We start from the raw sequence: 20,368 nt of genomic DNA on the forward strand, positions 1-20,368 counted from the left end.
AATCTTTATCAAATAGATTGCTTCGTCGTGCCTCCTCGCAATGACGAAAACACTAATAAATGGATATATCAATTGTAGTACCTTTATATAACGAAGACGAATCTTTACCCGAATTAACGGCCTGGATTGCTAATGTGATGAACGAGAATGGTTTCAGCTATGAAATTATTTTAGTTGATGATGGCAGCACCGATAAATCATGGGAAGTTATAGAGTCGTTGAAGCTACAAAACGATTCCATTAAAGGCATCAAATTCAGAAGAAATTACGGTAAATCTGCAGCATTAAACGTAGGCTTTGAAGCAACGCAAGGCGATGTAATCATCACTATGGATGCTGATTTGCAAGATAGTCCTGATGAAATACCAGAATTATACCGCAGAATAAAAGAGGAAAAACTGGATTTAATCTCCGGCTGGAAAAAGAAACGTTACGACCCAATAACTAAAACCATCCCAACAAAATTGTTTAACGCTGCAACCAGAAAAATGAGCGGCATTGAATTAAACGATTTTAATTGCGGCTTAAAAGCTTACAGAAGCGATGTTGTCAAAACCATCGAAGTTTATGGCGAAATGCATCGTTATATTCCTGTAATTGCAAAATGGGCAGGATTTACCAAAATTGAAGAGCAGGTTGTAGAGCATCGTGCCCGTAAATATGGTACAACAAAATTCGGTTTCAGCAGATTTATTAACGGCTTTTTAGATTTACTATCTATATTTTTTGTTGGTAAATTCGGCAAGCGCCCAATGCACTTTTTCGGTTCTTTAGGTGTTTTAAGCTTTGTTATCGGAACTTTTATGGCACTTTGGATGATTGGTGTAAAGCTTTATCACATCGCAGCGCACATTCCTTACAAAAGAGAAATTACCGATCAGCCTTTGTTTTACATTGCTTTGGTGGCCATTGTTGTCGGCTCGCAAATGTTTTTAACAGGTTTTGTAGCTGAATTGGTTACCCGAAATGCGCCAGAAAGAAATCAGTATTTAATAGAAAAGAGGGTTTAAGATAAATGGTTTAAGGCGTACGGATATTCGCCTAAACCCTACACCCTTTACCTTCTACCTTTTACCTTTTAAAAGATGTTTTTCTCCATAATAATTCCGCTTTATAATCGTCCGCAAGAAATTAACGAACTATTATACACATTAACCAAGCAAACTTATCTACAGTTTGAAGTTTTGGTTATTGAAGATGGTTCAAAAGATGATGCAAAAGCAATTGTAGAGAGTTACGCCAAGAAGCTTGATATACGCTATTTCTTTAAGGAGAACGAAGGGCAAGGTTTCACCAGAAATTTTGGTTTTGAAAGGGCAAAAGGCGATTACTTTATCATTTTCGATTCGGATTGTTTAATACCTTCTGATTATTTGGAGATAGTTAAAAATTACCTTTACGAACACGACCTGGATGCCTTTGGCGGTCCTGATGCAGCCCACGCAAGTTTTACACCAATTCAAAAGGCCATTAGTTACGCCATGACATCTCCTTTCACAACTGGAGGGATAAGAGGTAATAAAAAGCATGTCGGTCGGTTTCATCCACGTAGTTTTAACATGGGTGTTTCAAGAGAAGTTTGGGAAAAAGTTGGTGGTTTTATACTAACACGACTTGGAGAAGATATTGAATATAGCATCCGAATTCATGAAAATGGATTTAAAATCGGCTTAATTCCTGCGGCAAAAGTATATCATAAACGCAGAACAAGTTTTAGTCAATTTTACAAGCAGCTACACTTTTTCGGAAGGGCAAGAATCAATATTTATAAACATTTCCCTAATGAGCTTAAGCTCGTACACTTTTTTCCGGCAGTGTTTACGGTAGGCTTCATTTTCAGCGTGTTTTGTAACTTTATCTACCTGCCTTTGGCCTATGTTTGTAACTTCTTCATTCTGATTTACTTTATGTTGATATTTTTTCATTCATGGTCTGTAAATAAATCTATAAAAGTTGCATTTTTGAGCATCATTTCTTCTTTTATCCAACTAACAGCCTATGGCTTAGGATTTATCCAGGATTTGTTTAGGAGAGTAGTGTTTAAGGGGAAGTGGAAAGTAGAAAGTGGAGAGTAGAAAGTGGAAAGTGTAAAGTGGAAAGTATTAGGTTTGGAAATGAACATCTAAAAAACGAAACAACAAACCAACTAAAAAACTAAAATGATAAATTATTTAAAAGAAAGCACCTTTGCCGTTAACGATGTAATCCAAAAGGCTTGGAACATCACCAGGAAGCATTATTTTTCTATTGCAACCTTATGCTTTCTGATGTTTATTACAGCCAGCGCATCAAGTTTAATGGCGTTTTTTATCAAAGATGTAAGCAAAATATTAAGCTTTTTAATGGTTTGCATTTTCATCATGCTTTATTTTACTATCAACTTATCATTATTCAAATATATTTTCCATTTAATGGATGATGAATTGAATGATGTAAAAATTGTAGATACCATACCAACAAGGCAACAGATTATCAGATTTTTAGTTGCAACACTTTATTTTGTAGGTTGTATTTTAGGCGTTTATTTGGTTGTGATTTTAGTCGCCTTTCCATTTATCTATACCGGAATTAATATAGAAATTGTTAAAAATGTGGCAATTTCGGTCGGTATCGTTGCAATCTTTATTACCTGGTTAAGGATTTCTTTCTTTCCGTTTTTTATTATAGACAAGAATGCAAAGCCTTTCGAATCTATTAAGCTGAGCCTGGCCACTACGAAAGGTAATTTCACTAAAATATTATTGCTTTTAGTTATTTTGGGTGGCGGGTATTTAATTTATCTGTTATTGAACTATTTACAGTGGCCAATTGTTGCGTTTATTGTAAATATATTAAGTTCATTTATTATTGTTCCGCTTTCCAGCGTTGCACTAACGGTTGCATATCGTAAAATCTCCAGCGAATATAAGGGCGATGAACATCCCGATATTTTGCACAATATTGTTTAAGAGCAACAAAGTCATTCTATCATTTAATCATCCAATAGGTCAATCATTAAAATATGGGATTAAAAGCAGCATTAAGTAAGCCATTTGCAGCCTTCGTAGTTTGGCAGGTAAACAAATGGAAAAATAATGCCGTTGAAGCTCAAAAAAATACACTCTCGAAATTAGTAGCTCAAGCTGAAAAAACAGATTTTGGAAAAGATCATCAGTTTTCTTCTATTAAAAATTATACAGATTTTAAACAATGCGTTCCGATAAGAGATTACGAAGCATTAAAACCTTATGTTGACAGGGTTGTAGCGGGTGATGAAAATGTATTGTGGCCGGGTAAACCGCTTTATTTTGCTAAAACCTCTGGTACAACCTCTGGTGTAAAGTACATTCCGCTGTCTAAAGAATCTATGCCAGAGCATATTAAAGCTGCTCGAAATGCTATTTTAACCTACATTAATGAAACTGGCAAAGCCGATTTTGTTAAGGGAAAAATGATTTTTTTACAAGGAAGCCCGGTTTTAACTTTGAAAAATGGCGTAAATGTTGGTCGTTTATCAGGAATTGTGGCGCACCACGTGCCAGGCTATCTCCAAAAAAACAGATTACCATCATACGAAACGAATTGTATTGAAGATTGGGAGCAAAAGGTAGAAGCCATTGTAAATGAAACCATTCAGGAGAACATGACCTTGATTTCGGGTATTCCGCCATGGGTGCAGATGTATTTTGATAAGTTAAGTGAAAAAGCCAGTGGCCAAAAAATTAAAGATATTTTTAAAAATTTTAGCTTGTTTATTTACGGTGGTGTTAACTTTGAGCCTTATCGTGCTAAAATAGAGCAAAGTATCGGCAAAAAAATAGATTCTATTGAAACCTATCCGGCTTCCGAAGGATTTATAGCTTATCAGGATTCGCAACAAGATAAAGGTTTGTTGCTTTTAGCCGATGCCGGCATATTTTACGAATTTATTCCTGCTGATGAATACCACAACGAGAATCCAACGCGATTATCGCTAGGTGAAATTGAATTAGATACCAATTACGCTTTAATTTTGAATACGAATGCAGGCTTGTGGGGATATAGTATTGGTGATACGGTAAAGTTTGTATCTAAAAACCCTTATAAAATTGTTGTAACCGGGCGCATAAAACATTTTATTTCTGCCTTTGGCGAACATGTAATTGGAGAAGAAGTTGAACATGCGCTTTTAAGTGTAGCAAATGAGGAACAGGTAGAAATTACAGAATTTACGGTTGCGCCACAGGTTAACCCGAATGAGGGTGAATTGCCTTACCACGAGTGGTTTGTAGAATTTTCTAATCCGCCGAAAGATTTGGCAGCATTTAGTAAGAAAGTGGATGAAACTTTGCAGAAGAAAAATATTTACTATTTTGACCTAATTGAGGGAAAGATTTTGCAACCATTAATCATTCGGTCGTTGCAAAAAGATGCTTTTGTTAGTTATATGAAGAGTGAAGGTAAATTAGGTGGACAGAATAAAGTGCCGAGGTTGAGCAATGATAGGAAGTTGGCGGATGAGTTGGGGAGATATATTGTCTAAACTTCACATTATTGCAATGAATGAAGCAATCTCTTATTCGTCTTGGCCAGACAGGCTTTTTTCTTTTGGTACCAAAAGAAAAAAGAGTGTCGGGAGATACAAAAGAACAGATTCATTTGCCATTTAAACCCGATGGTAGTGGAAATACTTTTTTCTGCTGGGACCATAAATTTACTGTCATGCTGAGGAACGAAGCATCTGCCACCGATGAAACAGATGCTTCGTTCCTCAGCATGACAGCAGTTAAAAAAGATTGAAGCGGACAGCGGGGGGGTCGGAAGCGATAAGCAATAACCTGCTTTTCAAAATAAAGCAAGAAATGATTTTAAGCTTTATGAAAATATTAATTTAATACAGAGAAATAAACTGTAGCAAAACAAATAATTTGAAAAACATAATCATATTAGGCTCTACAGGGAGTATCGGTACGCAGGCGCTTGAGGTTGTTCGAGATAATCCGGATATTTTTAGAGTTACCGTACTATCTGCGCTTAAAAATTTAGCTTTGCTTATTCAGCAGGCTAAGGAGTTTAAGCCAGAAGTTGTTGTGATTTGCGATGAAACTAAATATCTAGAGGTTAAAAACGAATTATCATCATTCGATATTAAAGTTTTAGCCGGAGAGGCAGCTTTAACTGAAGCTGCGGTTTATCCAAAAGGTGACATTGTATTAACCGCATTAATGGGTTCTGTAGGTTTAAAGCCGACAATTGCAGCCATAAAAGCAAGAAAAAACATTGCGTTAGCAAACAAAGAAACTTTAGTAGTTGCCGGCGAATTAGTTACGCAACTGGCAATCGAAAACCAAGTTAAAATTTTACCTGTCGATTCCGAACATTCTGCAATATTTCAATGCCTGGTAGGCGAGGAGCAAAATGAAATTGAAAAGATTTACCTAACAGCTTCTGGCGGACCTTTTTTAGGGAAGGATAAGGATTTTCTTTCATCTGTTAAAAAAGAGCAAGCTTTAAAACACCCCAACTGGGTAATGGGGGCTAAAATTACGATCGACTCGGCAAGTTTGATGAATAAAGGCCTGGAAGTAATTGAGGCGAAATGGCTATTTAATTTAAATATAGACCAGATTGATGTCATCGTTCATCCTCAATCTATTATTCACTCTATTGTGCAGTTTACGGATGGCTCTATGAAAGCACAAATGGGCGTGCCGGATATGAAATTGCCAATTCAGTACGCTATAAATTATCCCGATAGGCTAAAAAACAATTTTAAACGTTTTAATTTTTTGGATTACCCAAATTTTAGCTTTCAGCAAGCCGATATAAAAACCTTCAAAAATTTAGGTTTAGCATTTGCTTCATTGAAAAAAGGAGGGAATATGCCTTGTATTTTAAATGCAGCTAATGAAATAGTTGTAGAGGCATTTTTGAATGATAAAATAGGTTTCCTTGAAATGAGTGATGTAATAGAACGGTGTATGAGTGATATCAATTTCATTGAAAAACCACAATTAAATGATTATTTAGAAACTGACAAACATAGCCGTATCTTAGCGGCCGAATTAGTAACAAAAAGTATATTCTAACATCTAACATAAAAACTTTATAATAGCATATGAATGGATTGATAATGGCGGGGCAGCTGTTGCTTGGATTGTCTATATTGGTAATACTACACGAATTAGGGCATTTTTTAGCAGCAAGGGCGTTTGGAATCAAAGTAGAAAAATTTTATCTGTTTTTTGATGCATGGGGATTTAAACTCTTCAGCTTTAAAAAAGGAGATGTTGAATATGGTGTGGGATGGTTGCCTTTGGGCGGTTATGTAAAAATTGCCGGAATGATTGATGAAAGCATGGACACTGAGCAAATGGCTCAGCCAGCTCAACCCTGGGAATTTCGCTCAAAACCAGCTTGGCAGCGTTTAATTGTAATGCTAGGCGGAATTATCGTAAACGTTATTGTAGGTATCATCATCTTTTGGATGCTAACTTTCAAGTATGGTGAAACCTTTACCCCAAATAGTGCGGTTGTAAATGGTATTCAGGTGGGTAAAGTTGCGGCTGATATCGGTTTAAAAAACGGCGATAAAATTCTTGCGATTAATGGTAATAAGGTTATCCGCTTTGAAGAGCTTAAAAGTTCTAAAGTTTTGATGGGTAACACACTTTTAACGGTTATCCGCGGCGATAAAACTCTTGAAATAAAAGTACCTGATGATTTTTTAAATAAAGTTGCAGATGGTAAAAGCTTATTTGCAGAGCCGCGTTTAAAAAGTATTGCAGATAGTTTGCTGCCTGGTTATGGCGCCATAAAAGCCGGTATGAAAGTAGGTGATAAAATTACCGCTGTGGATGGAATTCCGGTTACTTATCAGGATGAAATTAAGCCGATTACACTAAAAAAGAAGGGTAAAACTGTCGCTGTTGATATTAATAGGGCAGGAAAACCGCTCAAACTTAATGTAGCAGTAGATACGGCCGGTGCCATTGGTTTTTACGGAAACTTTAATGAAATTAAACGCAAAACCATTAATTATAGCTTTATGGCTGCACTTCCTATTGGTGCAAATATGGCTTGGAGTACTTTTATGGACAATGCTAAAGGCATCGGCAAGATGATTACCGGTAAAGTTAGCGCCCGCAACATTAGCAGTCCGATTGGTATTGCAAAAGTTTACGGAAGTACTTTCGATTGGGTTAAATTCTGGACTTTAACCGGATTAATCTCCATGGCGCTTGCATTTATGAATTTATTGCCTATTCCGGGTTTAGATGGTGGTCACGTAGTGTTTCTTTTAATTGAGATGATACAGCGCAAGCCGGTTAGCGAGAAAGTGCTTGAAAAGGCACAGATTGCAGGCTTTGTAATTTTGATTAGCTTAATGGTATTTGCTTTCGGTAATGATATTTTAAAAATATTCGGTAAGTAAAACACATATATTTTAAAGATGAGGCTAAGATTGAGGATTAACCTCAGCCTTAGCCTCACTTTTGTTTATCAGCAATCTATTTTCTATGAATTATTTCGATTTTTACGAACTGCCCGTTTCTTTTAAACCAGATTTGAACCTTGTAAAATCTAAGTTTTACGCACTTAGCAAAAAGTTTCATCCAGATTTTTATGCAAACGAATCTTATGAAAAGCAACAAGAGGTTCTGGATTTATCTACATTAAATAATAAAGCCTATCAAACGCTTAGCAACCGAAATAAAACACTCAAATACGTTCTGGAATTGAAGAATGTTGTTCAACCCGAAGAAGCTTATCAATTACCTCAGTCATTTTTAATGGATATGATGGACGTTAATGAAGCATTGATGGATTTAGAATTTGATCCGGATGCTGAAAAATTGCAGGAAGTATATGCAGATGTTATCTCAATAGAAAGAAAATTAGATGAAGAGCTGGAAAAACTTATCAGTCAATTTGATGAATCGCCTGCTGAATCTGACAGTTTGTCGAGTGAAATAAAAGACATTTTCTATCGTCAAAAGTATATCGCCAGAATCAGAGAAAAATTACCGAAGATTTAGCAAGGTTATTCAGTTTCCATCAAATTTCAATAACACTGTATTGTAAAATCATGATTTAGTTTTTGACGATGCTCAGCTTTGGCTTATTTTAGAAGCAATTAATCAGATACATGAGTTCTCTTTCCATCTTTAGAAAAGTTGCTGTTTTAGAAGGTATTTCTTATCTCCTTCTATTATTTGTAGCCATGCCCTTAAAATATTTTGCAAACCTGCCTTTGTATGTTAAATACACAGGATGGGCCCATGGTTTATTATTTGTGCTTTACGGTGCAACGTTAGTTTTAGCCTGGCAAGAACAAAAATGGAAATTTGGTAAAGCGGCATTGATTTTTCTAGCATCATTACTTCCATTTGCTCCATTTATTGTTGATAAAAAGCTTAAAGACGAGCACCCTGAAAACGCAAATGGCATATAATAAGTGTTTTACAGACTATTTTAAAATAATTTTGTGATTTAGCCAGGGGTTATATACATTTGCAACCCCGTCCAACACATGCCCAGCTGGCGGAATTGGTAGACGCGCTGGTCTCAAACACCTGTGGGAAACCGTGCCGGTTCGACTCCGGCGCTGGGTACCAAGCCGGAGTTAGTTCTAATTTTAGTTCTAACTCCGGTTTTTTTATGCGATAACAAACTGTTAATCTGATAGATAAGATGCGCTGCAAGATTGACTTTACCGGTTCGACCTTTATTTTCTAAAATAGTCCATTTTTCTGGAAAGATCGAACCGATAATATAACGTTTTGCTTCAATATCGCCTTTAGAATATAATTCAGTGAGCTTTTTGAACCTTTTTAAAGCTTCATCAACGATATCACTTACATCTGTCTTTGCATTGGCTTGATCTTTTAACTCTTTTAGCTGTGCTTCAAGTCTTACAATCTTCTCTTCACACTTTGATTTCATAATTTTATAATCAGCTACATCAATATCATCAGACAACAGCAATGCTCTTATTTTGGTCAGCATATTATTTTGATCTGAAATCTCAGAAACTAACTGTTTTCTTTTTTCATCAAAATTCTTTTTATTATCACCAAAGGTGTCACAAACAACCTGCTTGTATAATTCTGCCATTCCAGGTTTCGGAACAAACTTTTGCAATTCACGAACAAAGTCCTTATTCAATTCTTCAGCTTTAAACCTAGCTTTACATGGAGGTTTACAGTGGTAGTAATAATAATAGCCAGGCCTGCCCTTAGAAGCACTTCCAGTTAACGTGTGGCCACAATCTGGACAATACAAAAATCCTCTGAGAGGTAAATTTTCTGGGGTTTGTATTTTCACTTGCTGAACCTTTTTTCGGCCATCTAAAACATCCTGAACCTCCCAAAATAACCTCTCACTTATGAGGGGAGTATGCTTTCCGTCGGAAAGAAACATTCCATTATTCTCATCTGGTGGAACAATGATCTTTCCGCAATAAACAGGATTTCGAATGTTTGCCCAAAAAGTATTCCTTCTACATTTCATTCCTCTATCACTAGCAAGTTTCCAAACATGGTCTGTCGGATAAAGGCCTGAAGCAATTGCCTCAAATGCCCATTTCATGTGGGAAGCTTCTGGCTCAATTAAATCGATGTACTTATATTTATCTTCACGGATCTTATTTATATAACCTGCTGGCGCTTTTCCCATCCATCTTCCTTCTAACTTACCCCTGCGCATACCAACAACCACATTCATTCCTCGCCTAATATTCTCAGCTTCAGCCATAGAAATATATACAGCTAGCATTATTCGGCTTTCAGGTACTCTTAAATCTAATAATTGATCGATCGCATTTGGTTCTATATTCAAACCTGTAAGCGTGTCGATCATATTGTAAGCGTTGGCTGTATTCCTACTAAATCGATCCCACTTGGTAAATAAAATCAAATTACAATTCCTACCCTTAGTCTTTTTCAACTCTAAAAGTAGTTTAGACCAAGCAGGGCGCTTTTTAAATGTCTTGGCAGAATAATCTTCATAGATTACCCTTCCCACTTTTATATTATTCCGTTGGCAATATTCATGCAAGCGCTGATCTTGGTCTCTTTGCGAAAAACCTCTGTCAGCCTGTTCGTCTGTACTTACTCTGATATATAAAAAGGCGGTTGTTTGCTGTATAGTCTTTAAGCTGTTTGCCTTATTTCTTTGCTCTGGTTTATGTGTTCTTCTATCACGATAAACAATCTGATCAACTATATTTTTTGCTCCCATCGCTATTCGAATATTTATTTTTAACTAATTGATTTACAGACAATATAGCAAAATTATACATAAAATCCAAAATTATTTTTGCTTCTTCAAACGTTACAGTTGTGCCGTGGTTATTAAGTATTTCTATAGCTTTTTGAGGAGTTATCGAACGCTTTTTATCCTGCATAATTTACCTTACCTTTCTTTAATCAAAAGCAATATGCAAGGCATTAAGTTACATTGTGCGCAATAGGTACGGAAGGTGCGAGAATATTTAACTATTTCCGATTGAGCCAGGTTCAATTATATATTCTGCAAAAACTTTAGTAGGATAAGCTTCAACCTCAATACCATCTAAATGCGCTTTTGGCCCGAACTTATATTTTATAGCATTTCCGTAATGAACTTCAAAAGTATATTCCTTTTCTTCCTTATCTTTCTCATCTTTAATAACAACCAACTTTCGTTCAATATCTGTTTCTGGGATTAAAGTTATGTGGCAATATCCCTCGCTTATACTTCTTACATCATATTTCATATTAAAATTTTAAATTTATTGTATCACTGAAAATTATTATACCTCTGCCATTTCGATTGTGTAATTTTAAATAAATGTAATTAAAAGGGAGGTAAATATGACTATACAGAATGTTCAGAAAGCAATAGACAAATTAGAAGCAATTGATCCAAATGATGAGTTTGCTTACGAGAAAGCTTTTATGGCATATAAGATCATTCAGCAACTTCCAATACTTATTTATGACATTCATGATAATATTGAGGTTTTCAGAGCCAGAACACATTTTGAAGATGTATTTTACACATCTAAGAATGACATTTCATTAGCACCTCACGAAGCTATTAAGTCTTTTGCAAGATGCAATAGACCATACCAATCCAAATTTTACTGTGCAGAAAATAGACCCACATCATATTTAGAATTGGTAGATTATTGGTCCAAGGAAAAAGAAATAGATGAAAATCTTTACGTAACCATTGGCCGATGGATTGTCAAACGTCCTTTTACAACATTAATTATCACATCTCCAGATGCAGAAAATAGAGCCTCAAAATTTGATCTACAGCACGGGCCAGTCTTGGATGATTTTATCAATCAATACGATGGGGAGTTCAAAGAGGCGAATATCTTATTTTATCGATTTTTGTTTGAAAGGTTTAGAAAATCTGGTAAGGAAGATCCGCTAACTTATCTTATAACATCAGCCTACTGTAACATAGCTCTTTTTGAATTACCAATGAATGTTGATGCTATCTATTATCCGAGCGTACCATTTGATGGACAGGGTGTTAATTTCGCATTTAACAACAGATTTATTAACGATAATAACATCGAACTTATCAGTGCACTTAGAGATGAATTTAAAGTTTATCGTGTAGAAAATGATAAAAAGGATTTTCGCCAGATAAATGAATTTGAATCAAGAAAAGTTGAAAACGGCATCATTACTTGGTAAATAAACTTTCCGCACCTACCACCATACTTGCGCTTTGGCAATTTTTAAGTACACAATCTTTACATCACAATTAACCGAAGTTCAATTCACTTTCGGGAGGTCAGCGTTGTAGTCCGCGTGGACTTAGCAAAGATGTATTTTTGCATGCAAAAATATCTTTGCTGTCCTTACGGCCAGGACTTCACTCGGAACTCGTGAAGTCTGAACTTTCTAAAAGGTGCTGTATATGCCAAGAAAGAGAGCGACAAATCAAGATGCATTATTAACTAAAAATGTTATCGTCCGGATAACTGAAACTACGTTCAACAAGTTAGAAAAAATGCGGGTTGAAAGTGGTAGCGCTTCCATGGCTGAAGTTATCCGTAGAATTCTTTCAAACCGTAAGATCAAACTATTACATCAAGATAATTCTTTGAATGCTCCAATGGAAGAAATGGCTTTGATTAGAAAAGAGCTGAAAGCAATCGGCATCAATATCAATCAGATTACCAGAACATTTAATCAAGACAAGGTAGAAACTCATCGAGCTTTTTATGTAATGAAGGTCGCTGAACTGTACAAGAATGTTGATGAGAGGGTTGAAAAATTACTGGTTATAATTTCACAATTAGCGGAAAAATGGTTGCAAAAATAAAGATCGGTAAAAGCATCAGGGGCATCTTACATTATAATGAGAACAAGGTTTCTGAAGGAAGTGCTAGCTTGATTTTGGCAAGCGGTTTTGCAGGCGATATCGAGAAAATGAACATCCAACATAAAATCACAAGGTTTAAGCACCTTACTGAATTAAGGTCTAGCGTAAAAACCAACGCACTACATATATCACTAAATTTTGAGGCAAGCGAGAAAATTGATAACGCTAAAATGCAACAGATTGCCATCCGATATATGGATCTGATTGGGTTCGATGAGCAACCATTTCTAGTTTACAGGCATAGTGATGTAGCGCATCAGCATATCCATATTGCCACCACAAGCATCCTGCGGGACGGCAAATCGATCAACCTACATAATATTGGCAGAGAATTATCAGAGCCAGCCAGAAAGCAGATTGAAAAAGATTTCAATTTAATTGTGGCAGAAAGTAAAAAGTTTAAGCCTATGCCTGCAATAAAGCCAGTAAATCCAGATATCATTAGCTATGGTCGTACTCCAACAAAGCGGGCAATCAGTAATGTTGTTAATGCGGTGGTGGACAGTTACAAATTTACTTCAGTTGCCGAATTTAATGCAGTTCTCAATCTATTCAATGTAATCGCAGACAGAGGAAAAGACGACACTGCAATGTTCCAAAAAAAAGGACTACAATATGCTGTTTTGAATCAAACTGGACATAAAATAGGTGTTCCTATTAAAGCCAGCTCGTTTTATAGCAAACCTACTCTTAGAAATCTTGAAAATAAATTCGTAGGAAACACAGAAAAAAGAAAGCCTTATAAACAGGATTTGATGGGCCGAATAGACAGAACTTTAAGGAAGTATGATTCTATCACTGAAAAAACTCTTTTAACTGAGTTGAGAAAGCAAGGCGTAGATATAGTTTTCAGAAAGAATGAACAGGGATATAACTATGGAGCAACATTTATTGACCATATCCACAAAACCGTCTTTAATGGAAGCTCACTAGGAAAGTCCTACAGTGCTAAAGTCATTAATGAATTAATCAAAGATAAGGATCAACCTAAAACTTATCTGAAACCTAATAAGCAATGCAAGACAAATTTTATAATAGGCATTGCTCAACCACAGGCATACTTAGAAGCAATTTCAAATACCAATTATCTAAATGATTTACTAGGTAAAACTGAAAATGATTCTAAACCAACAATCGGCAAGAAGAAGAAAAAAAGAAGAGGGATAACTCGATAAAGCAAAATTATGAATACAGGAGAAGACATACAGGGACTAAGAAAAATAATTGATTTTACACGTTTACTCAGTTTGTTTATATTAAGCATACATTTCTATTTGTGCTGTTATATAGCTTTTGAACAATGGGGATTTACAGCAGAAATTACAGATAACATCATAGCAAATATTTCAAAAACAGGGCTGTTTAATGGCTTTCTGATACCTAAACTAGCAGTACTTCTTTGCTTGTTTATCTCTCTTATTGGGGCAAAGGGCAAAAAAGATGAAAAAATAAACATCATATCAATATCTAGCTACGTAGCATTTGGTTTGGTTTGTTATTTCACTAGTGTTTTTTGTTTTTACATTAACAGCGCCCCTACAACAGTTGCGATTTTTTATATAACTATTACGTCCTTAGGTTACGTTTTAATTCTTACTGGTGGAGGTTTGTTATCAAGACTGATAAAAGAAAATCTAAGCAAGGACATATTTAACGATGAAAATGAAACCTTTCCACAGGAAGAACGATTATTGGAAAATGAGTATTCAATTAATCTTCCGGCTAAGTATCGGTTAAAAGACAAAGTTCGTGATAGCTGGATCAACTTTATCAATCCTTTTCGTGGAATGCTTGTAGCGGGAACTCCGGGAGCAGGTAAATCTTATTTCGTAATCAGACATATTATAGATCAGCACATTAAAAAAGGATTTTCAATGTTTCTCTATGATTTTAAATATGATGATCTAAGTAAAATTGCTTACAATAAATTATTGAAATATCAAAAGAGCTATAAAATTAAACCCTCATTTTATGTTATTAACTTTGATGATCTAAACAGAACGCATCGCTGCAATCCACTTGACCCAGCGGGAATGGAAGATATAACCGATGCGACTGAGGCAAGCCGTACCATAATGTTAGGCCTAAATAGGGATTGGATAAAGAAACAGGGAGATTTTTTTGTTGAGAGTCCGATTAACTTTCTAACGGCAATAATATGGTTTTTACGAAAATATGAGAATGGGAAATATTGTACGTTGCCACATGTTATTGAATTAATGCAGGCCGATTACGACCCTTTGTTTGCTGTCCTACAACGGGAAGAGGAAATAAAAGTGTTGATCAATCCTTTCGTATCTGCATTTCAAAATAAGGCAAAAGAACAATTAGAGGGGCAAATTGCGAGTGCCAAGATTGGATTGGCAAGACTATCATCGCCTCAACTCTATTATGTACTTAGCGGAAACGATTTCACACTTGATGTAAATAATCCGCTTGAACCTAAAATCGTATGCGTTGGTAATAATCCTCAAAAAATACAGACTTATGGCGCAGTGCTTTCGCTTTATATTTCAAGGATGATAAAATTGGTGAACAGAAAAGATCAATTAAAAAGCAGTTTGGTGTTCGATGAATTTCCAACGATTTATTTCAATAATATGGATAGCCTAATCGCAACGGCAAGAAGTAATAAGGTTGCCACAACTTTAGCCGTTCAAGATTTTAGCCAACTTAAAAAAGATTATGGTTCAGAGCAGGCAGACGTAATCAGCGGTATCGTTGGGAATATAATCAGCGGTCAAGTGACTGGAAGTACTGCTAAAAAGCTGTCGGAAACTTTTGGCAAGATTATGCAAGATCGAACAAGTTTGAGCATTAACAGTTCTGATACTTCAATTTCAAAGTCGTTGCAGTTAGAATTTGCCATACCTGCCTCTAAAATTTCATCATTATCATCTGGAGAGTTTGTAGGTATTGTTGCCGACAATCCTGATCAAAAAATCAAACTTAAGATTTTTCATAGTGAAATTCAGAACGACCACAACGCCATTAAATATGAAGAAGAAAACTATAAACCGATTCCTATTGTAAAACAAGTTAGCGAAACCGATATACACGAAAACTACCTACAGATAAAGTCAGATATTGATGAGATTTTTAAAGTTGAGTTAAAAAAGATAGGTAGTGTTACCCAACAGAAAAATGAAGATGAGGATAACTCATCCAATGGGGTGGCAATTTCTATGTGAGTTACAATAGCAAGATGCCTATTCAGTATCTTGCTATTTCGTTTCTCAAAATTTTGTATATTTGTAGCGGATGAAATACGTAATTATCATATTTAGTCTTTATATGACCATGCTTACCCTGCTGCCCTGTCAGGATAACGATGATTTTGGCAAAAGTTCCATCGAAGTTTCATCGATAAAAAAATCTCCGAAAGGCATTGAGCACTATAATCAAGAAACTTGCCCTCCCTTTTGTACATGCGCCTGCTGTTCTGTCTCAAGACATTTTCCTATAGTAAAGGATCAGGTAGCAATATTCTCTTTTACAAAAACATCCTATACCACATATCGCATTCCTTCAATCAGCGAACAGCCGCTTGAAATCTATCAGCCCCCAAAGGTAGTTTAATACGTTTTACAAAATAGTTTGTTCCGCAGCCTAACTGTGGACATTTTTCACGTATTAACAAATTTCCATGTTTGAAAAAATAATTTCGTTCTCCATAAAGAACAAGATAACCATAGGGCTTGCAACGCTTGCACTGGTTTTGGTTGGCATTTATTCAGCCTATCATCTGCCAATAGATGCGCAACCCGACATCACCAATAATCAAGTGCAGATTATTACACAAGCACCAAGTTTAGGTGCTCAGGAAGTAGAACAGTTCATTACTGCACCGATTGAGCTTTCAATGGCTAATATTTCTGGTATCATTGAAAAACGTTCTATATCCCGCTCGGGCATATCAGTTATTACCATCGTCTTTAAGGATGATGTAGATATCTATTGGGCAAGAACGCAGGTCAATGCACAACTTAAAGAAGCTGAGGCCTCTATTCCTTCAGGACTTGGTGAACCAATGCTAGCTCCAATTACCACAGGCCTTGGTGAAATATATCAATATGTAATCCATACCAAAAAAGGCTATCACGATAAATACACCGCTACCGACCTTCGTACCCTTCAAGATTGGCTTGTACGAACCCAGCTTGCCGGAACCGTTGGTGTTGCAGAAGTGAGCGGTTGGGGCGGCTATGTTAAGCAATATGAAATAGCATTGGATAATGACAAGTTGAATTCCCTAGGACTCACCATCCCAGAAATCTATGAAGCGCTGGAAAACAACAATGAGAATACCGGAGGCTCTTATATTGAGCAGCAAAAAAATGCCTATTTCATAAGAGGACTTGGGCAAGTCCAAAATCTAGATGATATACGCAAGATCGTTGTTAAAAATGTTAACGGGACACCCATCCTTATTCGTGATGTTGCAACAGTTCAATTTGGAAGTGCGACCAGATATGGTGCCGTTACCCGCAATGGTGAGGGCGAAGTGGTTGCAGGTGTAACGCTTATGCTAAAGGGTGAGAACTTTAGCGAGGTAATCAAAAACGTAAAAGAAAGAATGACGCAAGTACAAAAGTCACTTCCCGAAGGAGTTGTAATCGAGCCTTTCATAGACCGTACAGAACTCGTAGGCCGTGCCATCGGAACAGTAAAGCAAAATCTTTTAGAAGGTGCATTGATTGTTGTTTTTGTACTGGTACTTCTTTTGGGTAATTGGCGAGCAGGGCTTGTTGTTGCTTCTGTAATTCCACTTGCCATGCTTTTTGCATTCTCCATGATGCAGCTATTCGGTGTTTCGGGAAATCTTATGAGCCTTGGAGCAATAGATTTTGGACTTATCGTGGATGGGGCAGTAATTATTGTTGAGAGTGTAGTCCATCATATTACAACAGGAAAATATCGAAAGGAAGGGATTCTTAAATTAACCTCTGCACAAATGGATACCGAGGTAAAAGAAAGTGCCAGTAAGCTAATGAAGTCCGCCGCTTTTGGGCAGATCATTATACTTATTGTTTATCTACCCTTATTATCCCTTATTGGCATTGAGGGCAAAATGTTCAAACCTATGGCGCAGACTGTTGCATTCGCCATATTGGGAGCATTTATTCTTTCCTTGACCTATGTTCCAATGGCAAGCGCTCTTTTCTTGAGCAAGAATACTGCGCCAAAACGAAATATCTCTGACAGATTAATCGAATTTTTACAACGTATTTATCAACGTGCGCTTATCAACATACTTAAGATTAAAAAACTGGCAGTTGCTATTGTAGTTCTCGTATTTGCAGTTGCAATTTGGGCATTCACGAATATGGGCGGAGAATTTATTCCCACACTTGAAGAAGGCGACTTGACAGTAGAAATCTCAATGGCACAGGGCACTTCACTTTCCGAAGTGGTAAGCACTTTCGGAAAAGCTGAGAAACTACTTAAAAACAAATTCCCTGAAATCAAACAAGCGGTAACGCGAATTGGGAGTTCAGAAATCCCTACCGATCCAATGCCGATGGAACGTGGCGATATGATGCTTTCAATGTTGCCAAAAAAAGAATGGAAATCTGCTGGTAGCAGGGAAGAAATGATGGAGAAAATGGAAGAGGAACTTGCAATTATCCCAGGCATAAATGTGGAAATTTCCCAACCTATGCAGATGCGTTTTAATGAACTCATGACTGGCATACGACAAGACGTAGCTGTTAAAATCTATGGAAGTGATTTGGAAGTGTTAGCCGTTCAAGCCAATAAAATTGCAAAGATGATTTCACCAGTGGAAGGTGTAAACGAACCATTTATAGAAAAAGTAGATGGTTTACCACAGATACAGGTTGCGTATGACCGTGATAAAATGGCTCAATATGGGCTTAACATCCGAAATGTTAATATGATCTTGAAGACTGCATTTGCAGGAAGCGTTACCGGAGTTGTTTTTGAAGGAGAAAAACGTTTTGACATGGTCATCAGACTGAATAGGGATTTGCGTGAGAATATTTCGGGGGTTGAAAATCTATTAATACCGCTTCCATCTGGAAACAAAGTCCCGCTTAATCAAGTTGCTTCAATTCAGTTTAAGGATGCACCAGCTCAGATTTCTAGAGAAGGTGGTAATCGAAGAATCTATGTAGGTTTTAATGTAAAAGGTCGTGATATTGAAACAACGGTTAAAGAGATACAGGAAAAACTAAATAGGGAACTTAAACTGCCAAGTGGCTACTACATAACCTATGGCGGACAGTTCCAAAACCTTCAGGCGGCAAAAACAAGATTATCCATAGCTGTACCAGCTGCATTAATCCTTATATTATTACTGTTATATGTAACGTTCAGATCGGTAAAAGATAGCCTGCTGATTTTTACCGCAGTACCACTAGCTTCTATTGGAGGTATTGCAGCTCTTCTACTAAGGGGTATGCCATTCAGTATATCTGCGGGAGTTGGATTTATCGCACTCTTTGGTGTCGCTGTATTGAATGGGATTGTATTGATCGGATATTTCAACCAGCTTAGGGATGAAGGGATAGGAAATATTTATGAACGTGTACTTGAAGGCACAAGAACCAGATTGCGCCCTGTATTAATGACTGCTTGTGTGGCATCACTTGGCTTCCTTCCTATGGCATTATCATCCAGTGCAGGTGCCGAAGTACAAAAACCATTGGCAACAGTAGTTATTGGTGGGCTGATTACTGCAACCTTACTTACATTATTCATCCTGCCTTGCCTATACCTATTGTTCAATAAGAAAGAAAGCACAAAAGTATCCATACACAAAGGTGTCGCTACGCTTTTAATCATGTGCGGCCTTATGGTCAGCGGAACATTTATGGCAAATGCACAAAAATCCAAAGCAATAACATTAGATAGTGCAATTTCTCTAGCACTGAAGAACAACCTGCAATTGAGGTCTTCCAGATTGACCGTTGAACAATCACGAGTGCTGCAAAAATCTGGAACTGATATTGCAAAAACCGAGGTGCTATTAACCCAGGATCCGACCAGTGGCGGCAATATGGATAATTCGATTGGCATCAGCCAAAATATAGCATGGCCAGGCCTCTATAAAAATAACAGGAAACTGCTCAACCAACAGACGATTTTGGCAGAAAGGACAAATCGCTCTCTGGAATCGGAAATTATAAGAAACGTAAAAAATGCTTGGTATAGTTATTTGCTGAACAGAGAAACTTTACGGGTATTAAATTTTCAGGATAGTATCTATACTAATTTCGTGAAAAAGGCTGAAATTAGGTTAAAGACGGGCGAGACTTCGAAGTTGGAGCTTATTAGTGCTACTTCCAAATCTCAAGAAGTAAGAGCAATGCGTGCTAATGCAGAAGCAGAATTGAAAAACAGCGAGTCTACCCTAAAGCAACTGTTAAATTTAGGAGCAAAGCTCAATATTGCCGAAAGTGGCTTGATTGCCCCCTTTGAAGTTGCACCTAGTATCGATCCATCTTTGAATGCGCAATCTAAAATTGAGCTTCAGAATATCGAAGTTGCAGGTGCACGACTTGCAGTAGAAAGATCAAAATCTTTGCCCGAGTTTACGGTTGGCTATAGTCAACAGCTTCTGATTTCTGGCTTCAACCCAGCAAATATTTCAAGAACATATTCTCCAGGTACACGAATAGCAGGTGTCCAGCTAGGCATTGCTGTTCCGCTTTTTAATGGAGCAAATCGGTCAAGAATAAATGCAGAGAAAATAGCGGTTGAGGTTGCAAGATCAAATTATGAAAATGTCCAATCCCAAATTAGTCTGGCCTACAACCAAGAGTTAGAACACTACGCTACTTTTAGGAAGCTTGTGGATTACTATAATAGTTCGGGCTTAAAATTGGCCGATGAACAATCGAGAATCGCACAGGTGTCGTTCAACCTAGGCGAGATCGGCTACCTCGAATATATACAACATATATCAGGTGCGGTACAGACCAAACTTGCCTACATCGAGGCACTCAGCCAACTTAATCAATCTGCAATTCAATTACAATATTTAAAAGGAAACTAA

17 protein-coding genes and 1 tRNA gene are annotated in these 20,368 nt (G+C 36.8%); 16 read left to right on the forward strand and 2 right to left on the reverse strand.

What is annotated here, in order from left to right; all coding sequences use genetic code 11:
- Nucleotides 1–59 precede the first annotated feature (59 nt).
- The 10 genes from LUA86_RS18540 to LUA86_RS18585 all read left to right on the forward strand — a co-directional run bounded on the left by LUA86_RS18540 (nucleotide 60) and on the right by LUA86_RS18585 (nucleotide 8,576).
- On the forward strand, nucleotides 60–1,010 hold the full coding sequence (locus LUA86_RS18540) for a glycosyltransferase family 2 protein (protein ID WP_231465607.1): 951 nt from the start codon (nucleotides 60–62) through the stop codon (nucleotides 1,008–1,010).
- A gap of 75 nt (nucleotides 1,011–1,085) precedes the next feature.
- Nucleotides 1,086–2,075, forward strand: coding sequence for a glycosyltransferase family 2 protein (locus tag LUA86_RS18545; RefSeq protein ID WP_231465609.1), 990 nt, complete (start codon nucleotides 1,086–1,088; stop codon nucleotides 2,073–2,075).
- A gap of 84 nt (nucleotides 2,076–2,159) precedes the next feature.
- Nucleotides 2,160–2,948: a hypothetical protein gene (locus LUA86_RS18550; protein ID WP_231465611.1), complete on the forward strand. Its 789-nt coding sequence runs from the start codon at nucleotides 2,160–2,162 to the stop codon at nucleotides 2,946–2,948.
- 53 nt (nucleotides 2,949–3,001) lie between these two features.
- Nucleotides 3,002–4,501 carry a GH3 auxin-responsive promoter family protein gene (locus LUA86_RS18555; RefSeq protein ID WP_231465613.1) on the forward strand — a complete coding sequence of 500 codons (1,500 nt, stop codon included), beginning with the start codon at nucleotides 3,002–3,004 and terminating at the stop codon, nucleotides 4,499–4,501.
- Between the two features lie 20 nt (nucleotides 4,502–4,521).
- Nucleotides 4,522–4,758, forward strand: coding sequence for a hypothetical protein (locus LUA86_RS18560; RefSeq protein ID WP_231465615.1), 237 nt, complete (start codon nucleotides 4,522–4,524; stop codon nucleotides 4,756–4,758).
- 128 nt (nucleotides 4,759–4,886) lie between these two features.
- The gene (locus LUA86_RS18565) at nucleotides 4,887–6,047 is read left to right on the forward strand and encodes a 1-deoxy-D-xylulose-5-phosphate reductoisomerase (RefSeq protein WP_231465616.1); all 1,161 of its coding nucleotides are present in this window, start codon (nucleotides 4,887–4,889) and stop codon (nucleotides 6,045–6,047) included.
- A 29-nt stretch (nucleotides 6,048–6,076) separates the two neighbouring features.
- Entirely contained in the window at nucleotides 6,077–7,393 is a 1,317-nt protein-coding gene (gene rseP, locus LUA86_RS18570) for an RIP metalloprotease RseP (RefSeq protein ID WP_231465618.1), read from the forward strand.
- A gap of 85 nt (nucleotides 7,394–7,478) precedes the next feature.
- Nucleotides 7,479–7,997, forward strand: coding sequence for an iron-sulfur cluster co-chaperone HscB C-terminal domain-containing protein (locus tag LUA86_RS18575; protein ID WP_231465620.1), 519 nt, complete (start codon nucleotides 7,479–7,481; stop codon nucleotides 7,995–7,997).
- 110 nt (nucleotides 7,998–8,107) lie between these two features.
- Entirely contained in the window at nucleotides 8,108–8,413 is a 306-nt protein-coding gene (locus tag LUA86_RS18580) for a DUF3817 domain-containing protein (protein WP_231465622.1), read from the forward strand.
- Nucleotides 8,414–8,493: 80 nt separating this feature from the next.
- A tRNA-Leu gene (locus tag LUA86_RS18585) sits at nucleotides 8,494–8,576 on the forward strand.
- Here the strand turns inward: LUA86_RS18585 and LUA86_RS19370 are convergent.
- Both LUA86_RS19370 and LUA86_RS18590 read right to left on the reverse strand, forming a co-directional pair.
- Entirely contained in the window at nucleotides 8,527–10,200 is a 1,674-nt protein-coding gene (locus LUA86_RS19370; RefSeq protein ID WP_109924960.1) for a recombinase family protein, read from the reverse strand. The genes LUA86_RS18585 and LUA86_RS19370 overlap by 50 nt on opposite strands.
- Before the next feature lie 253 nt (nucleotides 10,201–10,453).
- A complete protein-coding gene (locus LUA86_RS18590; RefSeq protein ID WP_109923930.1) occupies nucleotides 10,454–10,717 on the reverse strand; it encodes a hypothetical protein in 264 nt (87 codons plus the stop codon).
- Nucleotides 10,718–10,814: 97 nt separating this feature from the next.
- Here LUA86_RS18590 and LUA86_RS18595 point away from each other — a divergent pair, with 97 nt between their 5' ends.
- The 6 genes from LUA86_RS18595 (at nucleotide 10,815) to LUA86_RS18615 (ending at nucleotide 20,368) form a co-directional block, all read left to right on the forward strand.
- Nucleotides 10,815–11,654 carry an RES domain-containing protein gene (locus LUA86_RS18595; protein WP_109923929.1) on the forward strand — a complete coding sequence of 280 codons (840 nt, stop codon included), beginning with the start codon at nucleotides 10,815–10,817 and terminating at the stop codon, nucleotides 11,652–11,654.
- A 226-nt stretch (nucleotides 11,655–11,880) separates the two neighbouring features.
- Nucleotides 11,881–12,288 (forward strand): plasmid mobilization relaxosome protein MobC, encoded by a 408-nt coding sequence (gene mobC, locus LUA86_RS18600; RefSeq protein ID WP_109923928.1) that lies wholly within the window; start codon nucleotides 11,881–11,883, stop codon nucleotides 12,286–12,288.
- The gene (locus LUA86_RS18605; RefSeq protein WP_109923927.1) at nucleotides 12,273–13,523 is read left to right on the forward strand and encodes a relaxase/mobilization nuclease domain-containing protein; all 1,251 of its coding nucleotides are present in this window, start codon (nucleotides 12,273–12,275) and stop codon (nucleotides 13,521–13,523) included. Before mobC (LUA86_RS18600) ends, LUA86_RS18605 begins: the two co-directional genes overlap by 16 nt.
- 9 nt (nucleotides 13,524–13,532) lie before the next feature.
- Nucleotides 13,533–15,539 carry a conjugal transfer protein MobC gene (gene mobC / locus LUA86_RS18610; RefSeq protein ID WP_109923926.1) on the forward strand — a complete coding sequence of 669 codons (2,007 nt, stop codon included), beginning with the start codon at nucleotides 13,533–13,535 and terminating at the stop codon, nucleotides 15,537–15,539.
- A gap of 70 nt (nucleotides 15,540–15,609) precedes the next feature.
- Nucleotides 15,610–15,927 (forward strand): DUF6660 family protein, encoded by a 318-nt coding sequence (locus LUA86_RS19375; protein ID WP_370634396.1) that lies wholly within the window; start codon nucleotides 15,610–15,612, stop codon nucleotides 15,925–15,927.
- Nucleotides 15,928–15,994: 67 nt separating this feature from the next.
- The gene (locus tag LUA86_RS18615; RefSeq protein WP_109923925.1) at nucleotides 15,995–20,368 is read left to right on the forward strand and encodes a CusA/CzcA family heavy metal efflux RND transporter; all 4,374 of its coding nucleotides are present in this window, start codon (nucleotides 15,995–15,997) and stop codon (nucleotides 20,366–20,368) included.

It is taken from the genome of Pedobacter sp. Leaf132 (assembly GCF_920984695.1).
Classification (GTDB): domain Bacteria; phylum Bacteroidota; class Bacteroidia; order Sphingobacteriales; family Sphingobacteriaceae; genus Pedobacter.

Excerpts from the sequence above, each read along its gene's own strand:
- LUA86_RS19375 (WP_370634396.1), top strand. The coding sequence starts at position 15,610 with ATGAAATACGTAATTATCATATTTAGTCTTTATATGACCATGCTTACC.
- LUA86_RS18580 (WP_231465622.1), top strand. The coding sequence starts at position 8,108 with ATGAGTTCTCTTTCCATCTTTAGAAAAGTTGCTGTTTTAGAAGGTATT.
- mobC (WP_109923926.1), top strand. The coding sequence starts at position 13,533 with ATGAATACAGGAGAAGACATACAGGGACTAAGAAAAATAATTGATTTT.
- LUA86_RS18590 (WP_109923930.1), bottom strand. The coding sequence starts at position 10,717 with ATGAAATATGATGTAAGAAGTATAAGCGAGGGATATTGCCACATAACT.
- mobC (WP_109923928.1), top strand. The coding sequence starts at position 11,881 with ATGCCAAGAAAGAGAGCGACAAATCAAGATGCATTATTAACTAAAAAT.
- LUA86_RS18560 (WP_231465615.1), top strand. The coding sequence starts at position 4,522 with ATGAAGCAATCTCTTATTCGTCTTGGCCAGACAGGCTTTTTTCTTTTG.
- LUA86_RS18575 (WP_231465620.1), top strand. The coding sequence starts at position 7,479 with ATGAATTATTTCGATTTTTACGAACTGCCCGTTTCTTTTAAACCAGAT.
- LUA86_RS18615 (WP_109923925.1), top strand. The coding sequence starts at position 15,995 with ATGTTTGAAAAAATAATTTCGTTCTCCATAAAGAACAAGATAACCATA.
- LUA86_RS18550 (WP_231465611.1), top strand. The coding sequence starts at position 2,160 with ATGATAAATTATTTAAAAGAAAGCACCTTTGCCGTTAACGATGTAATC.
- LUA86_RS19370 (WP_109924960.1), bottom strand. The coding sequence starts at position 10,200 with ATGGGAGCAAAAAATATAGTTGATCAGATTGTTTATCGTGATAGAAGA.
- rseP (WP_231465618.1), top strand. The coding sequence starts at position 6,077 with ATGAATGGATTGATAATGGCGGGGCAGCTGTTGCTTGGATTGTCTATA.
- LUA86_RS18555 (WP_231465613.1), top strand. The coding sequence starts at position 3,002 with ATGGGATTAAAAGCAGCATTAAGTAAGCCATTTGCAGCCTTCGTAGTT.
- LUA86_RS18545 (WP_231465609.1), top strand. The coding sequence starts at position 1,086 with ATGTTTTTCTCCATAATAATTCCGCTTTATAATCGTCCGCAAGAAATT.
- LUA86_RS18595 (WP_109923929.1), top strand. The coding sequence starts at position 10,815 with ATGACTATACAGAATGTTCAGAAAGCAATAGACAAATTAGAAGCAATT.
- LUA86_RS18540 (WP_231465607.1), top strand. The coding sequence starts at position 60 with ATGGATATATCAATTGTAGTACCTTTATATAACGAAGACGAATCTTTA.
- LUA86_RS18605 (WP_109923927.1), top strand. The coding sequence starts at position 12,273 with ATGGTTGCAAAAATAAAGATCGGTAAAAGCATCAGGGGCATCTTACAT.